Source organism: Pseudomonas sp. BO3-4, assembly GCF_034044115.1.
In the GTDB taxonomy this organism is placed as follows: Bacteria; Pseudomonadota; Gammaproteobacteria; order Pseudomonadales; family Pseudomonadaceae; genus Aquipseudomonas; species Aquipseudomonas alloputida.
In genome coordinates this window covers 5,324,798-5,349,114 of sequence record NZ_CP139018.1, presented here as the reverse complement: position 1 = coordinate 5,349,114, position 24,317 = coordinate 5,324,798, and the positions used below count along the sequence as shown (strand labels likewise).

The 24,317-nt window shown below is 62.0% G+C and carries 26 protein-coding genes; 13 read left to right on the top strand and 13 right to left on the bottom strand.

The genetic code is table 11. From position 1 onward, the window contains the following. Nucleotides 1-92: 92 nt before the first annotated feature. Complete coding sequence (locus tag REH59_RS24620; RefSeq protein WP_014859447.1) at nt 93-800, bottom strand: autoinducer binding domain-containing protein; 708 nt, start codon at nt 798-800, stop codon at nt 93-95. A 215-nt stretch (nt 801-1,015) separates the two neighbouring features. On the opposite strand from REH59_RS24620, the gene REH59_RS24615 reads away from it, so the two are divergent. Then, a complete protein-coding gene (locus tag REH59_RS24615; protein WP_003251619.1) occupies nt 1,016-1,792 on the top strand; it encodes a ferredoxin--NADP reductase in 777 nt (258 codons plus the stop codon). A gap of 275 nt (nt 1,793-2,067) precedes the next feature. On the opposite strand, the gene mscL is transcribed toward REH59_RS24615, so the two are convergent. Next, on the bottom strand, nt 2,068-2,487 hold the full coding sequence (gene mscL / locus REH59_RS24610; protein WP_014592354.1) for a large-conductance mechanosensitive channel protein MscL: 420 nt from the start codon (nt 2,485-2,487) through the stop codon (nt 2,068-2,070). A 176-nt stretch (nt 2,488-2,663) separates the two neighbouring features. Here mscL and radA point away from each other — a divergent pair, with 176 nt between their 5' ends. Beyond that, nucleotides 2,664-4,034 (top strand): DNA repair protein RadA, encoded by a 1,371-nt coding sequence (gene radA / locus REH59_RS24605; protein ID WP_003251626.1) that lies wholly within the window; start codon nt 2,664-2,666, stop codon nt 4,032-4,034. Between the two features lie 35 nt (nt 4,035-4,069). Here radA and REH59_RS24600 read toward each other — a convergent pair whose 3' ends face one another. Continuing rightward, nucleotides 4,070-5,587: a nucleobase:cation symporter-2 family protein gene (locus REH59_RS24600; protein ID WP_012053706.1), complete on the bottom strand. Its 1,518-nt coding sequence runs from the start codon at nt 5,585-5,587 to the stop codon at nt 4,070-4,072. Between the two features lie 263 nt (nt 5,588-5,850). Beyond that, the gene (locus REH59_RS24595) at nt 5,851-6,213 is read right to left on the bottom strand and encodes a PilZ domain-containing protein (RefSeq protein WP_003251630.1); all 363 of its coding nucleotides are present in this window, start codon (nt 6,211-6,213) and stop codon (nt 5,851-5,853) included. A gap of 177 nt (nt 6,214-6,390) precedes the next feature. Between REH59_RS24595 and REH59_RS24590 the strand changes: the two genes are divergently transcribed. The 3 genes from REH59_RS24590 to yjiA all read left to right on the top strand — a co-directional run bounded on the left by REH59_RS24590 (nt 6,391) and on the right by yjiA (nt 9,727). Next, complete coding sequence (locus tag REH59_RS24590; protein ID WP_004577217.1) at nt 6,391-8,457, top strand: carbon starvation CstA family protein; 2,067 nt, start codon at nt 6,391-6,393, stop codon at nt 8,455-8,457. Between the two features lie 17 nt (nt 8,458-8,474). Then, on the top strand, nt 8,475-8,672 hold the full coding sequence (locus REH59_RS24585) for a YbdD/YjiX family protein (protein ID WP_003251633.1): 198 nt from the start codon (nt 8,475-8,477) through the stop codon (nt 8,670-8,672). A 77-nt stretch (nt 8,673-8,749) separates the two neighbouring features. Further along, nucleotides 8,750-9,727: a GTPase gene (gene yjiA / locus REH59_RS24580; protein WP_012053705.1), complete on the top strand. Its 978-nt coding sequence runs from the start codon at nt 8,750-8,752 to the stop codon at nt 9,725-9,727. Here the strand turns inward: yjiA and REH59_RS24575 are convergent. Then, entirely contained in the window at nt 9,687-11,174 is a 1,488-nt protein-coding gene (locus tag REH59_RS24575) for a methylenetetrahydrofolate reductase C-terminal domain-containing protein (RefSeq protein ID WP_265536552.1), read from the bottom strand. The two genes, yjiA and REH59_RS24575, sit on opposite strands and share 41 nt — an antisense overlap. A gap of 229 nt (nt 11,175-11,403) precedes the next feature. Here REH59_RS24575 and REH59_RS24570 point away from each other — a divergent pair, with 229 nt between their 5' ends. Continuing rightward, entirely contained in the window at nt 11,404-12,228 is an 825-nt protein-coding gene (locus REH59_RS24570) for a 5-methyltetrahydropteroyltriglutamate--homocysteine methyltransferase (protein ID WP_012053703.1), read from the top strand. 287 nt (nt 12,229-12,515) lie between these two features. Here REH59_RS24570 and REH59_RS24565 read toward each other — a convergent pair whose 3' ends face one another. Further along, nucleotides 12,516-13,694: an acetyl-CoA C-acetyltransferase gene (locus REH59_RS24565; protein WP_003251640.1), complete on the bottom strand. Its 1,179-nt coding sequence runs from the start codon at nt 13,692-13,694 to the stop codon at nt 12,516-12,518. A gap of 301 nt (nt 13,695-13,995) precedes the next feature. Between REH59_RS24565 and fabV the strand changes: the two genes are divergently transcribed. Then, nucleotides 13,996-15,207, top strand: a complete 1,212-nt coding sequence (fabV, locus tag REH59_RS24560) for an enoyl-ACP reductase FabV (protein ID WP_003251642.1) — start codon at nt 13,996-13,998, stop codon at nt 15,205-15,207. A 143-nt stretch (nt 15,208-15,350) separates the two neighbouring features. Then, nucleotides 15,351-16,259 carry an alpha/beta fold hydrolase gene (locus tag REH59_RS24555; RefSeq protein ID WP_014859894.1) on the top strand — a complete coding sequence of 303 codons (909 nt, stop codon included), beginning with the start codon at nt 15,351-15,353 and terminating at the stop codon, nt 16,257-16,259. Between the two features lie 44 nt (nt 16,260-16,303). On the opposite strand, the gene REH59_RS24550 is transcribed toward REH59_RS24555, so the two are convergent. Genes REH59_RS24550 through REH59_RS24535 form a run of 4 tightly spaced genes read right to left on the bottom strand, consistent with a single transcriptional unit; the run spans nt 16,304 to nt 18,276 of the window. Then, nucleotides 16,304-16,645, bottom strand: coding sequence for a HopJ type III effector protein (locus REH59_RS24550; RefSeq protein ID WP_003251646.1), 342 nt, complete (start codon nt 16,643-16,645; stop codon nt 16,304-16,306). Next, nucleotides 16,642-16,935 carry a DUF1244 domain-containing protein gene (locus REH59_RS24545; protein ID WP_003251648.1) on the bottom strand — a complete coding sequence of 98 codons (294 nt, stop codon included), beginning with the start codon at nt 16,933-16,935 and terminating at the stop codon, nt 16,642-16,644. Before REH59_RS24545 ends, REH59_RS24550 begins: the two co-directional genes overlap by 4 nt. A 9-nt stretch (nt 16,936-16,944) precedes the next feature. Further along, nucleotides 16,945-17,682 carry a dihydromonapterin reductase gene (folM, locus tag REH59_RS24540; protein ID WP_128573625.1) on the bottom strand — a complete coding sequence of 246 codons (738 nt, stop codon included), beginning with the start codon at nt 17,680-17,682 and terminating at the stop codon, nt 16,945-16,947. A 33-nt stretch (nt 17,683-17,715) separates the two neighbouring features. Beyond that, the gene (locus REH59_RS24535; protein WP_014859896.1) at nt 17,716-18,276 is read right to left on the bottom strand and encodes an antibiotic biosynthesis monooxygenase; all 561 of its coding nucleotides are present in this window, start codon (nt 18,274-18,276) and stop codon (nt 17,716-17,718) included. Between the two features lie 220 nt (nt 18,277-18,496). On the opposite strand from REH59_RS24535, the gene REH59_RS24530 reads away from it, so the two are divergent. Continuing rightward, nucleotides 18,497-19,432: a MerR family transcriptional regulator gene (locus REH59_RS24530; protein ID WP_012053699.1), complete on the top strand. Its 936-nt coding sequence runs from the start codon at nt 18,497-18,499 to the stop codon at nt 19,430-19,432. Here the strand turns inward: REH59_RS24530 and REH59_RS24525 are convergent. Beyond that, nucleotides 19,417-20,034 (bottom strand): hypothetical protein, encoded by a 618-nt coding sequence (locus REH59_RS24525; RefSeq protein ID WP_012053698.1) that lies wholly within the window; start codon nt 20,032-20,034, stop codon nt 19,417-19,419. The genes REH59_RS24530 and REH59_RS24525 overlap by 16 nt on opposite strands. A gap of 59 nt (nt 20,035-20,093) precedes the next feature. Continuing rightward, the gene (locus REH59_RS24520; RefSeq protein WP_003251655.1) at nt 20,094-20,522 is read right to left on the bottom strand and encodes a PAS sensor domain-containing protein; all 429 of its coding nucleotides are present in this window, start codon (nt 20,520-20,522) and stop codon (nt 20,094-20,096) included. 115 nt (nt 20,523-20,637) lie between these two features. On the opposite strand from REH59_RS24520, the gene REH59_RS24515 reads away from it, so the two are divergent. Then, a complete protein-coding gene (locus tag REH59_RS24515) occupies nt 20,638-21,093 on the top strand; it encodes a flavodoxin (protein ID WP_003251656.1) in 456 nt (151 codons plus the stop codon). A gap of 21 nt (nt 21,094-21,114) precedes the next feature. On the opposite strand, the gene REH59_RS24510 is transcribed toward REH59_RS24515, so the two are convergent. Then, nucleotides 21,115-21,996 (bottom strand): LysR family transcriptional regulator, encoded by an 882-nt coding sequence (locus REH59_RS24510; RefSeq protein ID WP_003251658.1) that lies wholly within the window; start codon nt 21,994-21,996, stop codon nt 21,115-21,117. A gap of 97 nt (nt 21,997-22,093) precedes the next feature. On the opposite strand from REH59_RS24510, the gene REH59_RS24505 reads away from it, so the two are divergent. From REH59_RS24505 to REH59_RS24495, 3 genes are all read left to right on the top strand, one after another. After that, complete coding sequence (locus tag REH59_RS24505; RefSeq protein ID WP_014859898.1) at nt 22,094-22,480, top strand: CidA/LrgA family protein; 387 nt, start codon at nt 22,094-22,096, stop codon at nt 22,478-22,480. Then, complete coding sequence (locus tag REH59_RS24500) at nt 22,470-23,156, top strand: LrgB family protein (RefSeq protein WP_003251661.1); 687 nt, start codon at nt 22,470-22,472, stop codon at nt 23,154-23,156. Before REH59_RS24505 ends, REH59_RS24500 begins: the two co-directional genes overlap by 11 nt. Nucleotides 23,157-23,332: 176 nt before the next feature. Beyond that, nucleotides 23,333-24,238 (top strand): alpha/beta fold hydrolase, encoded by a 906-nt coding sequence (locus REH59_RS24495; RefSeq protein WP_003251664.1) that lies wholly within the window; start codon nt 23,333-23,335, stop codon nt 24,236-24,238. The last annotated feature ends 79 nt before the right edge of the window (nt 24,239-24,317 follow it).

Sequence of the window (24,317 nt, the reverse complement as noted above, 5' to 3'; positions counted from 1 at the left end):
TCTGGCTCGGGTACGAAACTGCCCGTTGCGGTTCGCGCCGGGCTTTGCCGGGCGATTCTACAGGGCTTTGCCCGAGGTCGCAGGTTCGAAGATCAGATCCAGCCACGCAAGGCGGCAATGGCAATGGCTCCGGCCTTGTTGGCTGCGTTGGTCTTGGTGATCACGCTGCGGATATGGAAATTGACCGTGCTTTGCGACAGCGAGAGGATGGAGGCAACATCGGCAGCGGTCTTGCCGGCGGCAGACCATTTCAGCACCTCCAGTTCGCGCTCGCTCATTTTCGGTTGGGGTGGGCATAGCGCGTTCAGATGGTGCTCGCCCAGTACCGCGTGGAGGGCGTGGCACAGCCACTGCACGCTCCCGGCTTTGTCGTACAGTTCGACCTCATCGATGGGGCCGTTTGGCCGAGCGACACTGATCTGGCTTTCGTTGTGCTGCTGATCGTGAAGCGACTGTGTCCAGCCGTGGCGCAAGCCATGCAGGCAGGCCATTTCGCGAAATTGCGGGGCTTCCTTGTAAAGCTCATCGGTCCACAGCACCGGCATCGTCGAGCTGTGGCTCAGGTTCGCCGCCGCGTCTTGCTTGTAGAAGTCGTCGCGCTGGTAGCGCTCGATCCACTCACTTGGGTAGTTGCTGTAGAGGTATAGCCTTGGCGTTTGCGTAGCGATCTGAATGCGGATGTTCAGCCCAAGGTAATCCATGTCCAGGTCCTGAGCCAGATGGACTGCGATGTCGAATAGCTTCTGCGGGCTGCGTTCGCTGACGAACGCCTGAAGATACTCGGGTTTCCAGTGAAGCATTTGAAACACTCCTTGGGGCGCGCAGGATCCAATCCGTTTGAGTACCCGGATGATTGTAGGAAAAGACCTACCATCCTGTTGGGATTTTTTTGTTATAGCGAACAGGATTTTCTGCGAGTTCGGCACGTTCACCCTGGATGAGGCCCTACAAAGCGGTGGTTTTTATCCTGGCCACTTTAGGCGACACTGTGCACACGCCAACCCTGGAGCCCGATATGACCGCTAGCGCCGAAAAGTTCACTCGCCAGACACTGCTTGACGTTCAGCCACTGACGCCGAACCTCTTCAGCCTGCGGGTTACGCGCGATGCGGGGTTCCGCTTCCGTTCCGGCCAATTCGCCCGGCTAGGTGTGACCAAGGCCGATGGTAGTGTGGTGTGGCGCGCCTATTCCATGGTCAGCGCCCCCCATGACGAGCATCTGGATTTCTTTTCCATCGTGGTGCCAGGTGGTGAGTTCACCAGTGAGCTGAGCCGTTTGGGGGCAGGCGATACGTTGCTGATCGACCGCCAGGCGTTCGGTTTTCTCACCCTCGATCGCTTCGTCGGTGGTCGTGACCTGTGGCTGCTGGCTACCGGTACCGGCATTGCGCCATTCATGTCGATCCTGCAGGACTTCGAGGCCTGGGAGCGCTTTGACAGCATCAAGCTGGTGTATTCAGTGCGCGAAGCGAAGGAGCTGGCCTATGTGGATGAAATTGCCGGGCTGGAACAGCGCGATTATCTGGCCGAGTACGCGGGCAAGTTGCAGTTCATTCCCGTGGTGACCCGTGAACAACACCCTGGGGCGTTGAATCAGCGGATTACGACGTTGATCGAGAATGGCGAGCTGGAGAGGGCGGCAGGGCTTGAACTCTCGCCGGAGCATTCGCGGGTGATGCTGTGCGGCAACCCGGAAATGATCGACGAAACCCGCAAGGTCCTCAAGGCGCGCGATCTGCAATTGAGCCTGAGCAAGCGGCCGGGGCAGGTGGCAGTCGAGAACTACTGGTAAGTCCATTGCGGCCGTTGCGGGGCCTGTAGGCGCGGGTTTACCCGCGAAAGGGCCGGGCCTGGTGGCCAATCTCCACCCGCCGTTCACCGTTGCTGCCGCCACCGTATTCGCGGGTAAACCCGCTCCTACGCAGATTGGTGGTGGACACACATCGGAGGTTGGACACAGGCCGCCGTGTAGGAGCGGGTTTACCCGCGAACACCGGCGAAGCCGGTGCCATCCACCGCATTGGTTTCTTCGCGAGCATGCCCGCTCCTACAGCGCCCCCGGCAATTTCAGGGCAAGCGGTTCTGGTTCTGCGTCTTGAGCAAATCGCGGATTTCGGTCAGCAGCGTCTCTTCAGCCGAAGGCACAGGCGGCGTAGTCGGCGCCACGGCTTCTTCACGCTTGAGCTTGTTGATCGCCTTCACGCCCATGAAGATGGCAAAGGCCACGATCAGGAAGTCGATCACGGTCTGGATGAACTTGCCATACGCCAGCATCACCGCTGGCACGTCACCTTCGGCAGCCTTCAAAGTAATGGCCAAGTCGCTGAAGTCCACGCCACCGATCAGCAGGCCCAGTGGCGGCATGATCACGTCGCCGACGAAGGACGAGACGATCTTGCCGAAGGCCGCGCCGATGATGATACCAACCGCCATGTCGACGACATTGCCTTTGACTGCGAAAGCCTTGAACTCGTTGAGCACGCCCATGTTTGGTTCCTTGTAACAAAAGGTGAGGTAAACGCAGTGTAAGCCACTTAAACGCTTCATGCGTTGTGTTCAGGGCTACTGACTGCAGTTAGAACGAATAGTTTTGTCGCATCTCGAGGCGTTCGAGACACGTCCTGCTCAGTTATCATGGCGAATTTTTCCAGGAGACCCCACCCATGGCCAAGGCCAAGCGCTTGTATGGCTGCACCGAATGCGGCGCGACCTTCCCCAAATGGGCCGGCCAGTGCGGCGAATGTGGGGCCTGGAACACCCTGGTCGAAACCATGATCGAAAGCGGCGGCGCTGCTGCACCCAGTAGCGGCCGCGCTGGCTGGACAGGACAGCAGGCGCAGATCAAGACCCTGGCCGAAGTCAGTGTCGAGGAAATCCCGCGTTTCACGACCAGCAGCACCGAACTGGACCGCGTGCTGGGTGGTGGCCTGGTGGATGGCTCGGTGGTGCTGATTGGCGGTGACCCCGGCATCGGCAAGTCGACCATTTTGCTACAGACCTTGTGCAACATCGCCGTGGGCATGCCGGCACTGTATGTCACGGGGGAGGAGTCGCAGCAGCAGGTGGCCATGCGCTCGCGGCGGCTGGGCCTACCTCAGGACCAGCTCAAGGTGATGACCGAAACCTGCATCGAGACGATCATTGCCACGGCGCGGGTCGAGAAGCCGCGGGTAATGGTGATCGACTCGATCCAGACCATTTTCACCGAGCAGTTGCAGTCGGCCCCGGGCGGCGTGGCCCAGGTGCGCGAAAGCACAGCGTTGCTGGTGCGCTATGCCAAGCAAAGCGGTACGGCAATCTTTCTGGTCGGCCACGTGACCAAGGAAGGCTCGCTGGCTGGCCCAAGGGTGCTGGAGCACATGGTCGACACGGTGCTGTATTTCGAAGGTGAGTCCGATGGCCGGCTGCGCTTGCTGCGGGCGGTCAAGAACCGCTTTGGCGCGGTCAACGAGCTGGGCGTGTTCGGCATGACCGATCGTGGCCTCAAGGAGGTATCCAACCCGTCGGCGATCTTCCTCAACCGTACTCAGGAAGAGGTGCCGGGTAGTGTGGTGATGGCAACCTGGGAGGGTACCCGGCCAATGCTGGTCGAGGTGCAGGCGCTGGTCGACGATAGCCATCTGGCCAACCCGCGGCGGGTAACCTTGGGCCTGGACCAGAACCGCCTGGCCATGTTGTTGGCGGTGCTCCACCGCCATGGCGGTATCCCGACCCATGACCAGGATGTGTTTCTCAACGTGGTCGGCGGGGTGAAGGTGCTGGAAACGGCTTCGGACCTGGCGCTGCTGGCGGCGGTGATGTCCAGCTTGCGTAACCGGCCACTGGCCCACGGTTTGCTGGTGTTTGGCGAGATCGGCTTGTCGGGCGAGGTACGGCCGGTGCCCAGTGGTCAGGAGCGCTTGAAGGAAGCGGCCAAGCACGGCTTCAAGCGTGCCATCGTACCCAAGGGCAATGCGCCGAAAGAAGCGCCTGCGGGGTTGCAGGTGATTGCCGTTACCCGCCTGGAGCAGGCGCTGGATGCATTGTTCGAATAGTGTGCAGGAGCGAGCAAGCTCGCTCCTGCAATCAGTCAGTGTTCGGCAACGGCCGTGCGCCTGACCGTTTCATTGCCATGCTCGTCCAGTTCCAGCATCGGCACTTCGTTACCTTCGGCATCGAACAGCTTGCCATCTTTGAAGTAGTCCCCATCACGCAGCGCGGAAATGTCCGAATACTGGATGGTCCGCTCGTAGGCTGCAGCGAACACTGACTGGTTTTCCGAGTTGCCGGTGGTGAAGTGGTTGAAGATCAGGTTCAGCAGGATGGCCATGATCGCCGCCGAGCTGATGCCGGAGTGGAAGATGGTCTCGAACCAGTTCGGGAAGTGGTGGTAGAAGGTCGGCGCGGCAATCGGGATCATGCCGAAGCCCAGCGAGGCCGCGACGATGATCAGGTTGACGTTGTTCTTGTAGCTGACCTTGGACAGGGTGCGGATACCGCTGGCCGCCACGGTGCCGAACAGCACGATACCGGCGCCGCCCAGTACCGGGGTAGGCACGGCGGCAATCACCCGGCCCATGACTGGCAGCAGGCCGAGTACCACCAGAATCACGCCGCCGGTAGCCACCACGTAGCGGCTCTTGACCCCGGTCACGGCCACCAGGCCAACGTTCTGGGCGAACGCGCTCTGGGTGAAAGAACCGAAAATCGGCGCCAGGATGCTCGATGCCATGTCGGCGCGCAGGCCGTTGCCCAGGCGCTTGGAGTCCACCTTGGTGTCGATGATCTCACCCACGGCGAGGATATCGGCCGACGTTTCCACCAGGGTGACCATGATCACGATACACATCGACAGGATCGCGGCGATGTGGAACTCCGGCATGCCAAAGTGGAAAGGCGTGGGGAAGGCGAACATCGGGCCTTCGCTGACCTTGCTGAAATCGGTCATGCCCAATGCCCAGGCGATCAGCGTGCCGACCACCATGGCCAGCAGGATCGACAGGCGTGAGATGGTTGCGCTGCCAAGCTTGCTCAGCAGCAGCACGATGGCGAAGGTCAGCCCGGCCAAGCCGATGTTGGCCACGCTGCCGAACTCCGGCGAGGCGCTGTTGCCACCCATTACCCAGCGTGCGGCAACCGGCATCAGGGTCAGGCCGATGGTGGTGATCACGATACCGGTCACCAGCGGCGGGAAGAACTTGGTGATGCGCGAGAACACCGGTGTGATCAGAAAGCCGATCAGCGACGCAGCCATGACCGCGCCGAGCACCCCAGGCAGGCCACCGCCCCCCTCGCTGCTCAGGATCGCACCCATGGTCGCCACACCGGCGAACGACACGCCTTGCACGAGTGGCAACTGGCAACCGAAGAACGGCAGGCCAAGGGTCTGCAGGAGGGTGGCAAGGCCACCGGCGAACAGCGAGGCGGCGATCAGCATGCCGATTTCGGCACCATTCAGGCCCGCGGCCTGCCCCAGGATCAGGGGTACTGCGACGATCCCACCATACATGGTCAGCACATGCTGCAGACCATAGGCCAGATTGGCACCAAGGCCGAGGTTTTCATCCTCGGGTCGCTTGGCGGGAGACGTGCTAGGGGACGTAGTCATGGAGCAGGCTCTCTGTTTATTGTTGTGCCGCTACTGTAGACACTTCCTACAAATGATTGCCACAAGAATTGTATACAATATTTTGATCGGAGCGCGAACAGATCTGGCTGCAAGGTGTGTTAAAACCCAATGCAGAAGGCGTACCAACTTGGCAGAAGCTGTATTAGAAGGGTGTGTACAAAGCATCGCTACCCAGGCTTAAAGCTGTCTGGGTAGACAAGAAACACCAGGCGGGAAGGCTATTAGCTAGCTAAGAGATTTTATTATTCGATGAGTTCGCGCAGCTCACGCATCATTTCGGTGCTGTCAGCCACGTTCAATTCCACAAGACGGTGCAAATGGCTCATCGAGTCGAGGTCGATGTACAGGCAGATGAAGCCCAGGCGGTCCGGTTCTTCGTGGCGCAGTTCGACCTGCATCTGCACACGGGCATCCTCGTTCAGCTCGATGATGGCGTCGAAGTCCTGAGTCAGGTCGGCATCCCAGCCTGCGGGGCGTTCGATCAGCAAGCCTTTGAGTGAAAGGTCCAGCAGTTTTGCAGGCCAGCGTTTCAGCCCCTGGCGCAGCTCGATGGGGGCATCGAAGTCGATGCGTTGAAAGCGGCGGCGTTCGTCATGATCGCTCATGGCTTGGATCCTCGAATAGGTCATCAGGTGTCATCCTGACTATAGTTAGAGTTGCATGTGCATCAGGTACTGCAATCAGGCCGCAGAGGCTCTAGAACAAAGCAAGTGTGGCAATGCCGCTTGACTGGCCCTAGACTCGGTGGGCGGTCTTTCCAATCCACCAGCTGGAAGCTAACCATGAACAACAATAATAGCCTGCTACGCCATATTCCGTGGCTGGCGCTGGCAGTCATAGGTGCCTGCGCACTGGGTGTGGTTGCCCTGCGTCGCGGCGAGGCGATCAACGCCTTGTGGATCGTGGTCGCGGCAGTGGCCATCTACCTGGTCGCCTATCGTTACTACAGCCTGTTCATCGCCACCAAGGTGATGCAACTCGACCCGCGCCGTGCCACCCCGGCGGTGCTCAACAATGATGGCCTGGACTACGTCCCGACCAACAAACACATTCTTTTCGGTCACCACTTCGCCGCCATCGCCGGCGCTGGCCCACTGGTGGGTCCGGTGCTCGCCGCGCAAATGGGTTACCTGCCCGGCACGCTGTGGCTGATTGCCGGCGTGGTGCTGGCCGGCGCGGTGCAGGACTTCATGGTCCTGTTCCTGTCTACCCGCCGCAATGGGCGCTCGCTGGGCGACATGGTGCGCGAGGAAATGGGCAGAATCCCGGGCACCATCGCCCTGTTTGGCTGCTTCCTGATCATGATCATCATCCTCGCGGTGCTGGCACTGATCGTGGTCAAGGCCCTGGCCGAAAGCCCTTGGGGCATGTTCACGGTGATGGCGACCATCCCGATCGCGATGTTCATGGGCATCTACATGCGCTACATCCGTCCGGGCCGTATTGGCGAAATCTCGGTGGTTGGCGTGGTACTGCTGCTGGCCTCGATCTGGCTGGGGGGCGTGATCGCTGCGGACCCGGTGTGGGGCCCGGCGTTCACGTTCACCGGCGTGCAGATCACCTGGATGCTGGTGGGCTACGGTTTTGTCGCCGCCGTGCTGCCAGTGTGGCTGGTGCTGGCGCCGCGTGACTACCTGTCGACCTTCCTCAAGATCGGCACGATCCTTGGCCTGGCCATCGGTATCCTGATCATCGCTCCCGAGCTGAAAATGCCGGCGCTGACCCAGTTCACCGACGGTACGGGCCCGGTGTGGAAGGGTACCCTGTTCCCGTTCCTGTTCATCACCATTGCCTGTGGTGCGGTGTCCGGCTTCCACGCGCTGATTTCCTCGGGGACCACCCCCAAGCTGCTGGATAACGAAACCAACGCCCGCTATATCGGCTACGGCGGCATGCTGATGGAATCGTTCGTCGCCATCATGGCCATGGTTGCGGCCTCGGTGATCGAACCGGGCGTGTACTTCGCCATGAACAGCCCGGCTGCAGTGGTCGGTACCGATGTCGCGTCGGTGGCGCAGACCGTCAGCAGTTGGGGCTTCCTGATTACACCTGAGCAGCTCGAAGCCGTTGCCCGTGACATCGGCGAGCACACCATTCTGGCCCGTGCCGGCGGTGCGCCAACCCTGGCGGTCGGTATCGCGCAGATCCTGCACCAGGTGTTGCCAGGTGAAAACACCATGGCCTTCTGGTACCACTTCGCAATCTTGTTCGAGGCGCTGTTCATCCTCACGGCGGTAGACGCTGGTACCCGTGCCGGGCGCTTCATGTTGCAGGACCTGCTGGGCAGCTTCGTGCCTGCACTCAAACGCACTGAATCGTGGGGGGCCAACCTGCTTGCCACTGCTGGCTGCGTGGCACTCTGGGGCTATCTGCTGTACCAGGGCGTCATCGACCCGCTGGGTGGCATCAACACCCTGTGGCCGCTGTTTGGTATCTCCAACCAGATGCTGGCCGGTATCGCCTTGATGCTCGGTACTGTGGTGCTGATCAAGATGAAGCGTCAGCGCTACATCTGGGTCACCCTGCTGCCGGCCGTATGGCTGCTGATCTGCACCACGGCTGCAGGCCTGATCAAGCTGTTCGACCCCAACCCGGCTGTCGGCTTCCTGGCCCTGGCCAAGAAGTACAGCACTGCGCTGGACGCCGGCCAGGTACTGGCCCCGGCCAAGGACATCGGGCAAATGCAGCACGTGATCTTCAACGCCTACACCAACGCGGGCCTGACGATCTTGTTCCTGCTGGTGGTCTTCAGCATCCTGTTCTTCGCCATCAAGGTCGGCTACGCCGCCTTGGGCCGCAAAGAACGCAGCGACAAGGAAACCCCGTTCCAGGCGTTGCCTGACGCGTAATCGAGAGGACTGCAATCATGTTCAACGACTTGGGTCGACTGGGCAAATACCTGGGGCAGGCAGCCCGCCTGATGGTCGGCATGCCCGACTACGACAACTATGTCGAACACATGCAGAAAACGCATCCGGACAAGCCGGTGATGAGCTACGAGGCGTTCTTCCGCGAACGCCAGGAAGCACGCTACGGTGGCAAGTCCGGGCCCAAGTGCTGTTGAGCCTGCGGTACGTGTAAACCTGTGGGAGCCTGGGTAACCGGCTCCCACAGTCATTTTCAGATTCAGGAGTATTTTGCGTGCAGACGCCCATTCCCGTAACCGTCCTCACGGGCTTCCTCGGTGCCGGCAAGACCACCTTGCTCAGGCACATGCTCAAGGCCGAGCATGGCCTGAAGCTCGCCGTGATCGAAAACGAATTCAGCGAGGCCGGCATCGACAGCCAACTGCTGGGTGACCAGCCGGTGCAAGTCATGACCTTGGCCAACGGTTGTGTATGCTGCAGCATCCATGGCGACCTGACTCGCGCGCTTTACCTGCTGCTTGAACGCCTGGATGCAGGGGAAATCGCCTTCGATCGCCTGGTGATCGAATGCACCGGCCTGGCCGACCCGGCGCCGGTCGCGCAAACGTTCTTCATCGACGAGGAGCTGCGTGAGCGCTACATCCTCGACGGCATCATCACCCTTGTCGATGCCGCGCATGCCGAACTGCACCTGACCCAGACCATCGCTCAGGCCCAGGTCGGCTTTGCCGATCGTCTGCTGCTGAGCAAGACCGACCTGGTCGAGCCAACTGCGGTTGAAGCCCTGCGCGAACGCCTGGCCCGCATCAATAGCAGGGCTGCGATCCGTGTGGTCGAACACGGCTGCATCGACCTGGCTGAACTACTGGATGTGCGCGGTTTCAACCTCAACCCCGACCTTGGGGTGAACCTGAAACCGATGTTGCAACCCGTGCTCAAGCCTGCCACCCCGGACCGTATCTCCACGATGGTGCTGCGTACCGAAACCCCGCTGGATATCGACCGCCTCAGCAGCTTCATGAACGAGCTGCTGGAAACCCACGGCAAACAGCTGCTGCGCTACAAGGGCGTGCTGAACATTGCCGGCGAGGAACGCAAGCTGGTGTTTCAGGGCGTGCTCAAGCTGTATGGCTTCGACTGGGACGCCGAGTGGGCCGCAGGCGAAGCGCGCGAGAGCGTGATGGTGTTCATTGCCGATGAACTGCCCGAGGCTACGATTCGGGCTGGCTTCGAGGCAATGGCTGCGGGCTGAGCCGCTGCGGCGCCTGCCCTGCGAACCACTGCGGCCATGAGCTGCGGTGGCGGGTTTCGACCTCGATGCACGGGATCAGGCGCTCGGTCAGCACAGCGGTTTGCCGCACGGCTTTGGCGGTGCGGTACTTGACGCTGTGGATGCACTCGCGGTCGCCGAACTCGCAGCGGTTCAGGGCGGTTCCGCCGCAAGGGCCATTGGCCAGGCCTTTAGGGCAAGTTTCCGGGCAGATATACAAGGTGTCTTCCAGGCGGCAACGGCCGCAGGTGTCGCAACCCACCAGGGGGCGCTTCACACTGCGCTCCAGCGTGTGTAGCACGTGTGCGCCAGCGCGTGTTGCCCACAGAGGCTGGCGCACTGCCCAGCCGAAGGCCTTGCTCAGGCCGTTGCGCCGGCTGAACAGCAGTGAATGCATGCCATGCATCAGGTGATAGCGGGCTTTTTCCTTGAATGAGGCATCGACCCGTGACTCGTCCAGGCGCCAGCCAGCCTGTGGCGGATGGAAGGTCACCGCCGGCAGGCCAGGCATCTGCCAGCTGGCGTGCCAGGCCGGTGCCCATTGCTCCAGGGACTGAACCAGGGATTGCCAGTGCTCGATACGGGTCTCAAGGGCCAGCAACTGTTCGAGTGTGTGAACCCCTGACAGGTGCACACCGGCGTACCCCATCAGCTTTGTACCGATGATCTGCAAGGCCAGGCGGTCAACACTGCGCGCCTGGGCAAAGGCCTTGGACTGCGCCGTTTCCGCTTCCAGCATGTCGCGCATGGAGGGCGTGACAGTCACGCCGGCCACGTGGTCGAGCATCGCCGCGCGCCCGTGGGTGAGGCTCATGAGGCAGGCCAGCATGGGCTTGGGTGAGGCCTGGCGGCGCATCCAGTGTATGGCTTCCTGATGCTTGGCGGCATCGAAGCCCAGTTGCAAGGTGAGAAAGTCAGCCCCCGCTGCCAGCTTTTTCTCGGCCTTGAAGTACTGGGCGCCGCCTTCTTCCTCGTGGTACTTGAACGGGTTCAGCGCCGCGCCCAGCAGCCAGTGCGGGCAGGCCTGGCGAGCAACCTGCAGGGCGGCGACCGATTCCAGATAACGCACCGGGCGCTGGCCAGGTTCATGGCCGGGCAGGCGGTCGCCAGTCAGCAGTAACAGCTGGTCGAGGCCGGCGGCGTCCATGCGCTGCAGTTGGGCGAGCAGGTGGTGGCGTTCGCGATCCTTGCCTGAAAAATGCGGCAGGGCAGGCACCGGGTTGCTGAACGAGGCGAGGGCGTCCAGCGGTGACATGTCCAGCGGGCTGCCGACACGATCACCGATGGCCACGGTCATCGGCCAGCCGCACAGGTGCGCACGGGCCATGATCGCTTCCATGGCGGCAAAGCGTTCTGCGGAAGGCTTGGGGACGAACTCCATGACACAGACGAAGTTCTGTTCGCGCAGGGCGGTTTTCAGCAGGCTCATGTTGGCCGGGCACCTGGTGTGGTCAGGGTGGCATTGTGCGGCAGAAGGCGAGCCGGGTCATGTCCGGATGCGCAGGATGGTGATCTGAATGAGACATGGGGGCGCGAAGATCATGACAGCATGATCATGAAGATTTCTTGGGTTCATCTCAAATTTAATGAGTTTGTCTCAATACCCCGTCAGCCGGAGAATCCCCCTTATTCATTCAAGCATGCTGAAGGGACAAGACATGGCACTGGCGCATAACCTGGGCTTTCCACACATCGGCCGTGACCGCGAGCTGCGTGCCCGCCACTGGCAGGTGCAGAAAGACGCCGGCATCGAGCTGGTGCCGGTCGGCGACTTCGCCTGGGACAGCCACGTGCTGAGCACTGGTGACCAGCCGTTCGTTCTGAACTGGGAACCATTGTTCGAAGAAGTGGAACACGCCAAGGCCCTGGGCCTTGCAGTCAAGCCGGTGGTGATCGGCCCCTTGACCTATCTGTGGCAGGGCCAGACCGTGGGCGGTGACGTCGACAAGCTGGAGCTGCTTGACCGCCTGCTGCCCGTGTATGACCAGCTTCTCAACCGCCTGGCCGACCATGGCGTTGAATGGGTGCAGATCGATGAACCCATCCTCGCCCAGGACCTGCCCCAGGATTGGAAAAATGCCTATGAACGTGTCTACAACATCCTTCAACGCGCACCGTTGAAGAAGCTGATCGCCACGTACTTCGGTGGCCTGGAAGGCAACCTCGGCCTGGCCGCCAACCTGCCGGTCGATGGCCTGCACGTCGATCTGGTTCAGGCGCCCGAGCAGTACCAGACCATTCTCGACCGCCTGCCGGCCTACAAGGTACTGTCGCTGGGCCTGGTCGACGGTCGCAACGCCTCGCCTTGCGATCTGGGCAAGACCCTGGGGCTGCTGCACGAGGCCCATGAACGCCTGGGTGAGCGGCTGTGGTTGGCGCCGGCCTGTTCGTTGCTGGAAAGCCCAGTGGACCTGGCCGTGCAGAAGTGCCAGGAAGTGGCGGTGCTGGCCGCTTCGCTGGAGCAGGACCGAGTCGCGGCTTGATCATTTGCTGCCTGTACGGGCCTCTTCGCGGGTAAACCCGCTCCTACAACGGCCTGCGCCCGATCACCGATGTGTGTCCGCCACCGATCAGTGGTAGGAGCGGGTTTACCCGCGATACGGTGGCAGCTGCAACGGTGAACGGCTGGTGGAAATTGGCCAGCAGGCCCGGCCCTTTCGCGGGTAAACCCGCTCCTACGACGGCGTGCGCCCGATCACCGATGTGTGTCCGTCACCGATCAGTGTAGGCGCGGGTTTACCCGCGAAGAGGCCGGGCCTGCTTGAATCAATCAGCGTTCGATGGCCAGCGCCACCCCTTGCCCACCACCAATGCACAAGGTCGCCAGGCCTTTTTTGGCATCCCGTTTGATCATCTCGTGCAGCAGGGTCACCAGCACCCTGCACCCGGAAGCACCAATCGGGTGGCCCAGGGCAATCGCCCCTCCATTGACGTTAACCCGCGCGGCATCCCATGCCAGCGCATTGCCCACGGCCAGCGCCTGGGCGGCAAAGGCCTCGTTGGCTTCGATCAGGTCCAGTTCGGCCAGTTGCCAACCGGCCTTGTCCAGGCAACGCTGGGTCGCCGAAACCGGACCAATACCCATGATCGCGGGGTCTACCCCGGCACTGGCATAGGCGGCGATCTTCGCCAGCACCGGCAGGCCCAACGCCTTGGCCTTCGCTGCGCTCATCAAAAGCACGGCGGCGGCGCCGTCGTTCAGGCTGGAGGCATTGCCTGCGGTGACGCTGCCGTCCTTCTTGAAGGCCGGGCGCAGTTTGGCCAGGGACTCGGCGGTGGTGTCCGGGCGTGGTTGCTCGTCACGGGCAAAAACCTTGGGCTCGCCCTTTTTCTGCGGCAGCACGATGGGGGTGATTTCAGCGTCGAAACGGCCGGCCTCGATCGCTGCCACTGCCTTGCGCTGCGATTCGGCAGCAAAGGCATCCTGCTGCTCACGGCTGAGGCCGTACTTGTCCACCAGGTTTTCGGCAGTGATGCCCATGTGGTAGTCATTGAAGGCATCCCACAGGCCGTCCGTGATCATGCTGTCGATCAGTTGGCCATGGCCCATGCGTTGGCCGGTGCGGGCCGAGGGCATCACGTAGGGGGCTAGGCTCATGTTCTCCTGGCCACCGGCAATCACCACCTCGGCATCGCCGCAGCGGATCGCCTGGGCGGCCAGGTGCAGGGCCTTGAGGCCCGAGCCGCAGACCTTGTTCAAGGTCAGGGCCGGTACGCTGAAGGGCAGGCCAGCCTTGATCGCTGCCTGGCGTGCCGGGTTCTGACCGGCACCGGCAGTGAGCACTTGGCCGAGGATGACTTCGTCGACCTGCGCCGGGTCCAGCTCGGTTTGTTTCAGCAGTTGCTTGATCACGGCGGCGCCGAGGTCGACCGCAGGCACAGTGGCCAAGGCGCCCTGGAAGCTGCCGATGGCGGTGCGGGTTGCGGCGACGATCACCACGTCGTTCATGTTGTTGTTCTCCGTGCAATGGGCGTAGTGCCGCCAGCATCGGCGGGTTTGGCTTATTTGTTAAGTTTGTTTTTCTTTCGGATTGATGTGAAAAGCAAATCAATGGGTGCCAGGCGTTCTAACCCGCCAATCTGGATTTCAAGCAGCCATGTCCTTCCTGCACAGAAGAACTCTGGTTTTGCATCCCTCTGATCACCCCGTAATATGTGTCGGATAACCTGCGGGGGTAGTCTCACCCTCTGATCAATCGGAATCGCCCCAAGCGGCGCTTTCCTGGCATAAACCTGACGAGGTACAGACATTGGCCATCATTCATCCTAAGGTTCGCGGTTTCATCTGCACCACGACTCACCCGAAGGGCTGCGAGCTCAACGTCCGTGACCAGATCGAAGCCACCCGCAAGCTGGGCGTACGCGAGGATGGCCCGAAGAAGGTCCTGGTCATCGGTGCTTCCAGCGGCTACGGCCTGGCTGCCCGCATCACGGCGGCCTTCGGCTTCAAGGCCGACACCTTGGGCGTGTTCTTCGAAAAACCAGGCACCGAGACCAAGGCCGGCACTGCTGGCTGGTACAACGCTGCCGCCTTCGACAAGTTCGCCAAGGCCGAGGGCCTGTACAGCAAGTCGATCAACGGTGACGCCTTCTCTGACGAAGCCCGCGCCAAGGTCATCGAGCTGATCAAGAACGAAATGGGTGGCAAGGTCGACCTGGTCATCTACTCGCTGGCTTCGCCCGTGCGCAAGCTGCCGCAGACCGGTGAAGTCATTCGCTCGGCACTCAAGCCGATCGGCCAGCCATACAAGTCGACCGCCATCGACACCAACAAGGACACCATCATCGAGGCCAGCATCGAGCCGGCCACCGAGCAGGAAATTGCCGATACCGTCACCGTCATGGGTGGCCAGGACTGGCAGCTGTGGATCGATGCGCTGGCTGGCGCCAATGTACTGGCCGAAGGCGCTCGCACCGTGGCCTTCAGCTATATCGGCAGCGATATCACCTGGCCAATCTACTGGCACGGTGCACTGGGCCAGGCCAAGCAGGACCTGGACGAAACTGCCCTGCGTCTGAACCAGAAGCTGGCCGGTGAAGTGAAAGGCGGCGCCAATGTGGCGGTGCTCAAGTCGGTGGTTACCCAGGCCAGCTCGGCCATCCCGGTGATGCCACTGTACCTGTCGATGGTCTTCAAGATCATGCAGGAGAAAGGTGTTCACGAAGGCACCCAGGACCAGCTCGACCGCATGTACCGCGACCGTATGTACCGTACCGACGGTGCGCCGGCAGAGGTCGACGAGAAGGGGCGCCTGCGCCTGGACGACTGGGAACTGCGTGACGACGTGCAAAACGCCTGCAAGGCCCTGTGGCCACAGGTGACCACCGAGAACCTGTTCGAGCTGACTGACTACGCCGGTTACAAGAAGCAGTTCCTCAACCTGTTCGGCTTCGAGCGCGCTGACGTCAACTACGACGAAGACGTGGCCACCGATGTGAAGTTCGACTGCGTCGAGCTGTAATCGGGTAAGCCTGTACCGGCCTCTTCGCGGGTAAGCCCGCTCCCACAGGTTCTCCCCCTGTAGGAGCGGGTTCACCCGCGAAGAGGCCAGTTCAAGCTACAAAATCTTTGCTAGTTTTGGCGCACAACAACAGGAAATGCGCCATGAGTAGCCTCATCCAACCCGCTACCCCATTTCGCCACCCCGCGGCCGACGGATACAGCCTCGGCGGCTTCTGCTGGCGCCACGCCCAACCTGACCCCCAGCGCCCGCTGGTGATCATCAACGCTGCCACGTCGGTACGCTGCCGCTATTACGCCCGCTTTGCCGACTACCTGTTCGCCCACGGCTGCGATGTGCTGACCTACGACTACCGTGGCATCGGCGAATCCCGGCCGGCGTCGCTGCGTGGTTTCCAGGCCTCCTGGAGCGACTGGGGCCGGCTGGATTTTGAAGCCATGCTGGCGCATGCGGCAGCGCATTTCCCAGGTCAGCCGGTGGACGTGGTGGGGCACAGTTTCGGCGGTTGTGCAGTAGGCCTGGCACCGTCGGCTGGCCAGATCCGTCGGGTCGTGATGGTTGGCGCGCAGTTCGCCTACTGGCGCGACTACGCGGCCAACCAGCGCTGGCAGCTGTTCGGCAAGTGGCATGTGGTCATGCCGCTGTTGACCCGGGTATTCGGCTACTTTCCCGGCAAGCGCCTGGGTTGGCTGGAAGACACGCCATCCGGCGTGGTGCACGACTGGACCACGCGTACCCCACGTTATGAGCACCGCCCCAGCGGGCGGGCGTTGGCGGCGCTACCGTTCGCCCAGGTGCGTGCGACGACGCTGGCCATCAGTCTGACGGACGACCCTTTCGGGACCGTAGCGGCAACCGAGCGTTTGTTGGGTTATCTGCAAACTGCCGAGCGCCAGCACCTGCGTATTGCACCTGTGGATATCTCGGTCGGGGAAATTGGCCATTTCGCGTTCTTCCATGACCGGTTTCGCGAAAACCTGTGGCCGGTGGCCTTGCAGTGGTTGCGGCAGGGGAGGCTGGAAGGTGGGGGGCCTGGCACCATTATCGATTGATGGTGGGCGCTGGATCGTGGGGCCGCAAAGCGGCCCCGGCAATATCAAGCCTTGCGCGCAAGCGGCTGCGCAGCAAACTTCACACCCGCCAGACCGTGTTTGATCAGCGCACGGATGTTGCCATGGTCGCTACCCTCAGGCGTGGCCACCACATCACGGTAGTGCTCGCCGAAGGCCAGCAGCGCTTCCTGGTCGCTCAGCCCTTCAAGCAAGGCCAGGCCCAGGGTTTTGCACGAACCTTCGTTCTGCCCTGCCGCATTCTCCACGCCGCCGTTGTTGAAGGCCTGCGGCTGGTAGCTGTAGTTGTCGGCAATGAACGCCAAGGTATCGGCAAATACATGTTGGCCGCTGGCCAGGCTTGCGCGCAGGGTATTCAGATCAGTCACGAGGTTTTTCCTTTTTCGAACGCCGCTTGTTGTTCGGCGCTGGCTTCTTTCTGGTATTGGGCTTTCCACTCGGCGTAGGGCATGCCGTACACCGCTTCGCGGGCATCATCCAGGCTCAGGTCCAGCTGACGCTCGTCAGCGGCGGCCTTGTACCACTTGGACAGGCAGTTGCGGCAGAAACCGGACAGGTTCATCAGGTCGATGTTCTGTACATCGGTGCGCTTTTGCAGGTGTTCGACCAGGCGCCGGAACGCGGCGGCCTCGAGCTCGAGCTGTTGTTGTGGGGTCATGGTCTTCTCTCAAGTCATGCGGTTCTTCAGGTGGCGGCCACCGTTGATGACCACCTGGCTGCCGGTGCTGTACTGGCTGGCGAGCAGGTACTTGACGGTCTCGATCAGCGGGCCGGCGCCGGGTTCGAATTCCAGCAGGGCCTTTTTCAGGGTTTGCTGGCGGTAGGCTTCGTCACCCCCTTCCTTGAGGATCAGCAGCCCGGGCAGGATACCGTTCACACGCACCTTGGGCGCATATTTTTCGGCGAATGACAGCACCATGTTCTGCAGTGCGGCCTTGGTGGCGGCGTAGCCGATGTGGCTTTTACTGCCGCGCGAAGAGGTTTCGTCGCAGATGTGAATGATGTCGGCCTTTTCCACCTTGGCCAGCAGGTCGCCCAGGGCCAGGTTGAGGTGGTAGGGCGCTTCGACGTGCAGGCGGAACATGGTCTCGAGGTTGTCGAGGCCGTCGTCGAGCCATAGCGAGGCGTTGTGGATGATGGCGCGCAGTCCGTCGTAACGATCGTGCAGGTGATCGATCAGCGCCTGGCGGTCGCCCGCCTGGCACAGGTCGGCCTGAAACTGCACGATGTTGGGGTGTGCTGCCTGGGGCAGGATGCTGCGGCTGGCACTGACCACCGTATGGCCGGCCTGTGCCAGTTCGAGGGCCAGGGCCAGCCCGACACGCTGGCTGGCTCCGGTAACGAGAATGGGGCTGTTCATGTTCGGGGTGGTCAACTTGTCTGTCCTTTGGTTGCCACCCAGCATACCCGAACTGTTTGCCTGTTGTATGGCCTGGCCTCAGCGGCTGCGCAAGGCGCCAGCAGTGGGCGGGGAGGCCTGAAGCCAACTGGCCAGCAGGCGGGTGGACAGCGGGATGAACAGGTACACCATCACCGGCGTCAGGGCCAGGGTGCTGAGCAGTACCCGGGGCACGAGGTCGAGTGCTGTCAACCAGTGGCCGAACAGCAGGTTGAAGGCCAGCGAAACTGGGAAAAACGCCAGCCAGATGGCCACGGCCTGCTTCCAGCGTGGCGGTTTCTGCACCGTGTTGGTGCCGAACCAGTCGTCGATACCGCTAACGCGCGCCTCTTTGGGGCGCTCGAACAGACCGTTGCCGCGTTGTAACCATGCGCGGCGAGAGGCGGAGTGCTCCCAGGCATGCAGGGTCGGCTCGTCGCTGAAGCGGAAGATGATCTGAAATTCGTCGCCATCCCGGGGCGGGGCAAGGATGCCCGAGCCGAGGTAGCCAGGGAAGTCGGTGGCCAGCTGTTCGCCTTCGTGCAGCCAGGCCAGCAGGTCCTGGTAGCGGCCATGGGCGGCGCGACGCGACACCATGAGGGTGACGGGTGGGGTAGACATTGTGTATCTCCTGGCAACGGGGCTGGCGGGTAGCTGGCCCCTTTGGCTGTGTGGCCCGGGGTGGTGGGCGACGCAGTCATGCATGCAAGAATCGGGCACGCATTATCGCGCAGTTGCGATCTTCGGCAACTATCAGCTGGCGAACGTTGGCATCAACAGACCGACGCAGTCGTAGTAAGCTATGTGCTCAGTTTTTTCGCACTGAGGGTACTTCGTGCAGATGAACGAACAGGGACGTAAACCGCTGATCGATGCGAGTTTCGAACAGCAGGAGCTGTTTCCGATTCGTGAAGTGTCACGCTTGACCGGTGTCAACGCCGTGACCCTTCGCGCCTGGGAACGCCGTTATGGGCTGATCCAGCCCATCCGTACCGACAGTGGTCACCGCCTGTATTCCCAGGCTGATATCGATGAAATCCGCCGTATCCTCGGCTGGCTGGAGCGCGGTGTGGCGGTCAGCAAGGTGGGCAGCATTCTCGCTCGCGGCCATGCCCTCTCCGGGCAGGCTGACGGCGCAGTGGACCCCTGCTTGCGCTGGCAAAACCAGATTCGCCTGGCGGTACAGCACTTCGACGTGGCGGGCCTGGATCGCCTTTATGACGAGGTGTTCGCGGCCAGCACCCTGGACCAGGTTTTCGCCAATGTGTTCATGCCGGTGTGGCATGACATGGTAGTCCGGCAAGGCGGCTACGGGCAGGCCAGCGAATGGCTGTTCTATGATCAGTTCCTGCGCGGTCGGGTTTTCGCCCGCTTGCAGCTGGCCCGTGTGCCGAGTAGCCGCACCGTGCTGGTGGCGCCATTGCCGGGGCAGTGCCATGAGCTTGAGTTACTGGTAACCAGTCTGATCCTGGGTAGCGATGAAACACGCGTGATCCCGCTGGCGAACGGGCAGCCGCTGCAAGAGCTTGCGCTGGTCTGCGAACGGCTGAAGCCGGACGCCTTGGTGCTGTTTTCCCATCCGTCGCCCACAGTAGAACTCACCCGGCACCTCAAGCGCCTGGCGTCGATGCTGGAATGCCCGTTGTTACTGGCCGGTGAGGCGGCAGAAGCGGTACAGGACAGCCTGGCTGGCAGCCCTGTAGCCTGCCTGGGCGCGCAGGGCAGTGTGATGCGCCAGCGTTTGCGGCAGTTTCTGGCCCGTCAGCTCGATACTTGAGTGTGCAGCTCGGGATGGGCGTGGCGGTGGGCCTGGAGGATATAGTCGCGCAGCCGTTCGATTTCTTCGGCTGGGCTTTGGCCGAGTTCGTAGGCAGCCAGGTCCGTGCCGATGCGCCGGCCCAACACACCATGCAGTTCGATCGGGGTGATGCCGCCTGGGGCGAAGCGCAGCTCGAAGCGGGCGGGTGCTGTTGGCAAATCACGGACTTCCAGCAGCACGCCTTTGAAGGAAATCTCGCGCACCCACAGGCCGCTTGCCTTGTCATGGGCATCGAGCAGTGCGCTCGGCTGGTCCAGCGACAAGCGCCATGGGCGCAGCATGGGGCCGTCTTCGTAGATTTCCGGTGAACCCAGCTGCAGGTGCAGGGCGTGGAACTCGTCCTCTACCAGCTGCAGCGGGAAACTGATCTGCTGGTTGTTGAACTGGGCCTGCAAGGTCACCTGCTCGTTAGCCACCAACCGCGTAAGCAAGCTTTGAATGCGGCGGTCGCCATTGACCAGCAGGCTCGACATGGTGTCAGCCAGGTTCAGTTGTGGCGAATGCTGCATGTTCTGTATGAAATCCAGCTCGTCCTGGGTCAGGAGGGCGTCTGCTTGCATGATCGAACTCGGTGGTGGCGATTTCTTCAACGGAATTGACCGTGCGTGGCGGACTTGGTTCAGGCGCGTTCGTCGGGTTTCGGACGAGCGCGCAGTTCCGCCAGCTCCCGTTCCAGTTCGACCTGGCGGCTGACGTCCTTCTGGATGCCGATGAAGTAGGTGCGCTGGTCGAAGTCGCTCTTTACCGGCGTGATCGACAGCTCGTTCCAGAAGGCGCTGCCATCCTTGCGATAGTTGCGCAGCACTTCGCGGCAGGGGCGGCCTTCGGCCATGGCCTTGCGGATGCGTGCGCGGCCAAGTTGGTCACGGTCGTCAGCCTGCAGGAACCGGCAATCCTGATAGAGAATCTCGTCACGGCTGTAGCCAGTGAGGCATTCGAAAGCGGCGTTCACGTAGATCAGGATAGTGTCGTCGCCTTCCTTTTCGGCAACCACGATGCCGTCATTGGACGCATCGACCATCGATTGCAGCAATTGCGCGTTGATCATGTCCGGGCCATAGGTGAAGGAAAACAGAAGATGGCGACTTTGGTAACGGCGGCCTTTTGCCAGCGTTGAATGCTAGTATCCTACGTTTTCACTCAGTTTCGGAATCCTCTACCCGATGAAAGTCGCCATTATTTCCGGCTCGGTCTATGGCACCGCCGAAGAAGTCGCCCGTCACGCTGAATCGCTCCTCAAGGCGGCGGGTTTCGAGGCCTGGCATGCTGCGCGTGCCACCCTTCAGGATCTTCAGGGTTTTGCCCCCGACGCCTTGTTGGCCGTGACCTCGACCACCGGTATGGGTGAGTTGCCGGACAACCTCATGCCGCTGTACAGCACACTTCGTGACACACTGCCCGCGGCCTGGCGCGGTCTGCCTGGTGCGGTGATCGCGCTGGGCGACTCCAGTTATGGCGATACCTATTGCGGGGGTGGCGAGCAGATGCGTGAGCTGTTCGCCGAGCTGGGCGTGCGCGAGGTGCAGCCAATGCTGCGCCTGGATGCGAGCGAGACCGTGACCCCGGAGGCGGATGCCGAGCCTTGGCTGGCTGAGTTGGCGAGCGCACTGAACGCCTGACCTGGCATCTGCGCAGGCGTGTTAGCCATGGGGCTCGCGCAACAAGGCCAACCACGCCTGCGCCGCCCGTGACAGGTAGGCGCCGCGTCGCCAGATAAACGCGATATCCCAACGCAAATCCTCCTGCGCATTCAACGGCACACGCACCACCCCGGGGCGCTCCAGCGCTTTTGCCACCACCCGGGGCAGCATCACCACGCCTTGGCCCGCTGCCACCAGCGCCGCCAAAAAATCCGCCTGGCCGCTGCGCCCGCCTTCCTTGGGGGTGAAGCCCTGCTGCTGGCACGCCTTCAGCAGCCGGTCGTTGAGCACGAAACTGCGCTGGTACAGCAGGAACGGTGTATCGGCCAGTTGCCTCAGGCCCACGGCGTCCAGGCCCGCCAGGGCATGGCCAGCCGGCAGCAAGGCATCCAGCGGTTCGTTGCAGAAGGGCTGGTAGTCGAATGCCTCGTCGGTGGGCGTCAAGCAGCCGCCCAGTTCCAGTTCGCCACTTCTGACGGCCTGTTCGACGTTGCGGCTGCCGCCTTCAAGCAGCTGGATGGCGATGTTCGGATGGCGCCGCCGGTACTCGGCGAACAAGCCGGCGAACAACGTGTCGCTGCCAAGCATCGGCAAGCCCAGGCGTAGTTCGCCACGCTCCATCTGGCTGAGGTCGTCCAGCTCGTTGAGCAGCGCCTGGCGCTGGCGCAGCAGGGCTTCGCCACGCTCCAGCACGATGCGCCCGGCAGCGGTCAGGTGCAGGTGCGACGCCTGGCGCTCCAGCAGCGGCTGGCCCACATCTTGCTCAAGCTGGGCCACCTGCTTGCTCACGGCCGACTGGCTGATGTGCAGGGTCTGTGCCGCCTGGGTAAAACCGCCGCGGTGGACCACTTCGATAAAGCTGCGCAGCTGTTTGAATTCCATTGCTTCGATTCCATTCTGGAATGGCAGGCAGTCTAACAATTCGCTTCTGGCCTAGGCAGCCAAATCTTAAAATGAGGGCCTGTCGAGGAACCCCGCCATGAAACCTGCATCATTGAAAAAAGCCCTGCGCCTGCTCGTCGAGCTGGCGGTTCTCTGTACCCTGTTCCTGCTCGGTGGCCAGATTGCCAGTTGGCTGGGCTGGCCGATCCCCGGCGGTGTGATGGGCCTGGCACTGCTGTTGATACTGTTCGCTTCGGGTGTGCTCAAACCGGCCATGCTGCAATTGGGGGCTGGCTGGCTGATGGCTGAGATGCTGTTGTTCTTCATCCCGGCGCTGATGAGCCTGCTCGACTATGGGTCACTGATCCGTGAAGAGGGCTGGCGCATCTTGCTGGTGATCGCCGTGAGCACGCTGATGGTGATGATAGTGACCGCCATGACCGTTGAGATGGTGTGCCGCTGGAGGCTGCGCCGTGAGCCTTGAACCCATGCCGCTGTTCTGGTTGGCCTTGACCTTGCTGGCTTACCTGGGTAGCCGTTGGTTGTACCGGCGTAGCAAGCGCTACCTGCTGTCGCCGTTGATCCTGGTACCGGTGTTGCTGCTGGCTGTGGCCGTGCCGCTGCATACGGCCTATGCCGAGTATGCGCGCAACACCCACTGGTTGATGGGCGTGCTCGGCCCGGTGACCGTAGCCTTCGCAGTGCCGATCTGGCAGCAGCGGGCCATGCTGGCGCGCCATTGGCCGGCCCTGATGGTGGGCATGGTAGCCGGCAGCAGTGCCTCGATCGCCAGCTCCTGGGGGCTGGCGCACCTGTTGGCGCTGGACAGCGCAACCAGCCTGTCGCTGGTGCCGCGCTCGATCACCACGCCCTTTGCCATGCCGCTGGCCCATGACTTGGGTGGGGTGCCAGAACTGACAGCGGTGTTCGTGATGTTCACCGGCGTGCTCGGTGCCATGTTCGGTGGTGTGCTGTTGCGTTGGTTGCCGCTGCGCACGCCGTTGGCACGGGGGGCGCTGTTCGGTGTTGGCGCGCATGGTGCCGGGGTCAGCCGGGCGCAGGAAGTGGGCCGTGAGGAAGGCTCGGTGGCCGGCCTGGTGATGGTCCTGACCGGGCTGCTCAACCTATTCGCGGCGCCGTTGTTGGCCTTGCTGCTCTGACCGTTCGTGCCACTGACTCGCTCAGTCATCAAGCTGGCTGGCAACGCAAGTTCCAGTCAATGGGCTGCTGGCTAGACTTTGCCTCGACATAGAGAGCACATGTAAGTGCCGAGGTGACATGCAATGAACGCAGCCTTGCCCTATTCCGCCAACACCACTACACCGGGACCCATCTGATGCCTATGGCCGAGATTCCATTGTGCGTCTGGCGTACCCGGTCACAGCGTTTCATGTTCCGGGGCCAGAGCATCCGCTACTGGACCGCAGGGCAAGGAGAGCCTCTGCTTCTGTTACACGGTTTCCCCACCGCCAGTTGGGACTGGCACTACCTGTGGGGCCCTCTGAGCCAACGTTTCCGGGTGATCGCTTGCGACATGCTTGGCTTTGGTGATTCGGACAAGCCCGTCGATCACACTTACAGCCTGATGGAGCAAGCAGACCTGCAGCAGGCATTGCTTGCCCATCTGCAGGTCGCGCAGCCCGTGCACCTGTTGGCCCACGACTACGGCGGCAGCGTGGCTCAGGAACTGCTGGCGCGACACCATGAGCAGCGTGCCGACATTGCCAGTTGCGTGTTCCTCAACAGCGGGCTGTTCCCCGAAAGCTGCCGCATGCTACTGATCCAGAAGCTGCTGCTCAGCCGGTTTGGCTGGCTGGTCGGGCGCTCGTTCGGGCGTGACGACCTGGTGCGTAACGTGATTCAGGTCTACGGCCCCTGCACCCATCCCAGTGAAAGCGCGCTGGATGATTTCTGGAGCCTGATCGCTGCCAACCGGGGCACGCGCATCCTGCACAAGCTGGTGGGCTACATGCCGGAGCGCAGGTTGCACCGCGAACGCTGGGTCGGGGCGATGCAACGTAAAGGCGTGCCGCTGCGCTTGATCAATGGCGTGGTCGACCCGCTTTCCGGCGCGCACATGCTTGAGCGCTACCGGCAACTGGTGCCGGAGCCGGACACTGTGCAGTTACTGGGCATTGGCCATTACCCGCATACTGAGGCGCCGGTGCAGGTGCTGCGCCACTACCTGGCCTTTCGTGAGCAGCCGCTGAGCTTCTACCCGCCGAAAGTGGCGTGGTCATGACGAGGCTTCAGCGCTGATGAGATCGGGCGCCGTCCGCGCGGCGCCCGATCTCATCAGCGCTGAAAGTATCGACGGTCAC

Excerpts from the sequence above, each read along its gene's own strand:
- REH59_RS24620 (WP_014859447.1), bottom strand. The coding sequence starts at position 800 with ATGCTTCACTGGAAACCCGAGTATCTTCAGGCGTTCGTCAGCGAACGC.
- REH59_RS24615 (WP_003251619.1), top strand. The coding sequence starts at position 1,016 with ATGACCGCTAGCGCCGAAAAGTTCACTCGCCAGACACTGCTTGACGTT.
- mscL (WP_014592354.1), bottom strand. The coding sequence starts at position 2,487 with ATGGGCGTGCTCAACGAGTTCAAGGCTTTCGCAGTCAAAGGCAATGTC.
- radA (WP_003251626.1), top strand. The coding sequence starts at position 2,664 with ATGGCCAAGGCCAAGCGCTTGTATGGCTGCACCGAATGCGGCGCGACC.
- REH59_RS24600 (WP_012053706.1), bottom strand. The coding sequence starts at position 5,587 with ATGACTACGTCCCCTAGCACGTCTCCCGCCAAGCGACCCGAGGATGAA.
- REH59_RS24595 (WP_003251630.1), bottom strand. The coding sequence starts at position 6,213 with ATGAGCGATCATGACGAACGCCGCCGCTTTCAACGCATCGACTTCGAT.
- REH59_RS24590 (WP_004577217.1), top strand. The coding sequence starts at position 6,391 with ATGAACAACAATAATAGCCTGCTACGCCATATTCCGTGGCTGGCGCTG.
- REH59_RS24585 (WP_003251633.1), top strand. The coding sequence starts at position 8,475 with ATGTTCAACGACTTGGGTCGACTGGGCAAATACCTGGGGCAGGCAGCC.
- REH59_RS24575 (WP_265536552.1), bottom strand. The coding sequence starts at position 11,174 with ATGAGCCTGCTGAAAACCGCCCTGCGCGAACAGAACTTCGTCTGTGTC.
- REH59_RS24570 (WP_012053703.1), top strand. The coding sequence starts at position 11,404 with ATGGCACTGGCGCATAACCTGGGCTTTCCACACATCGGCCGTGACCGC.
- REH59_RS24565 (WP_003251640.1), bottom strand. The coding sequence starts at position 13,694 with ATGAACGACGTGGTGATCGTCGCCGCAACCCGCACCGCCATCGGCAGC.
- REH59_RS24555 (WP_014859894.1), top strand. The coding sequence starts at position 15,351 with ATGAGTAGCCTCATCCAACCCGCTACCCCATTTCGCCACCCCGCGGCC.
- REH59_RS24545 (WP_003251648.1), bottom strand. The coding sequence starts at position 16,935 with ATGACCCCACAACAACAGCTCGAGCTCGAGGCCGCCGCGTTCCGGCGC.
- folM (WP_128573625.1), bottom strand. The coding sequence starts at position 17,682 with ATGCTGGGTGGCAACCAAAGGACAGACAAGTTGACCACCCCGAACATG.
- REH59_RS24535 (WP_014859896.1), bottom strand. The coding sequence starts at position 18,276 with ATGTCTACCCCACCCGTCACCCTCATGGTGTCGCGTCGCGCCGCCCAT.
- REH59_RS24530 (WP_012053699.1), top strand. The coding sequence starts at position 18,497 with ATGAACGAACAGGGACGTAAACCGCTGATCGATGCGAGTTTCGAACAG.
- REH59_RS24525 (WP_012053698.1), bottom strand. The coding sequence starts at position 20,034 with ATGCAAGCAGACGCCCTCCTGACCCAGGACGAGCTGGATTTCATACAG.
- REH59_RS24520 (WP_003251655.1), bottom strand. The coding sequence starts at position 20,522 with ATGATCAACGCGCAATTGCTGCAATCGATGGTCGATGCGTCCAATGAC.
- REH59_RS24515 (WP_003251656.1), top strand. The coding sequence starts at position 20,638 with ATGAAAGTCGCCATTATTTCCGGCTCGGTCTATGGCACCGCCGAAGAA.
- REH59_RS24510 (WP_003251658.1), bottom strand. The coding sequence starts at position 21,996 with ATGGAATTCAAACAGCTGCGCAGCTTTATCGAAGTGGTCCACCGCGGC.
- REH59_RS24505 (WP_014859898.1), top strand. The coding sequence starts at position 22,094 with ATGAAACCTGCATCATTGAAAAAAGCCCTGCGCCTGCTCGTCGAGCTG.
- REH59_RS24495 (WP_003251664.1), top strand. The coding sequence starts at position 23,333 with ATGCCTATGGCCGAGATTCCATTGTGCGTCTGGCGTACCCGGTCACAG.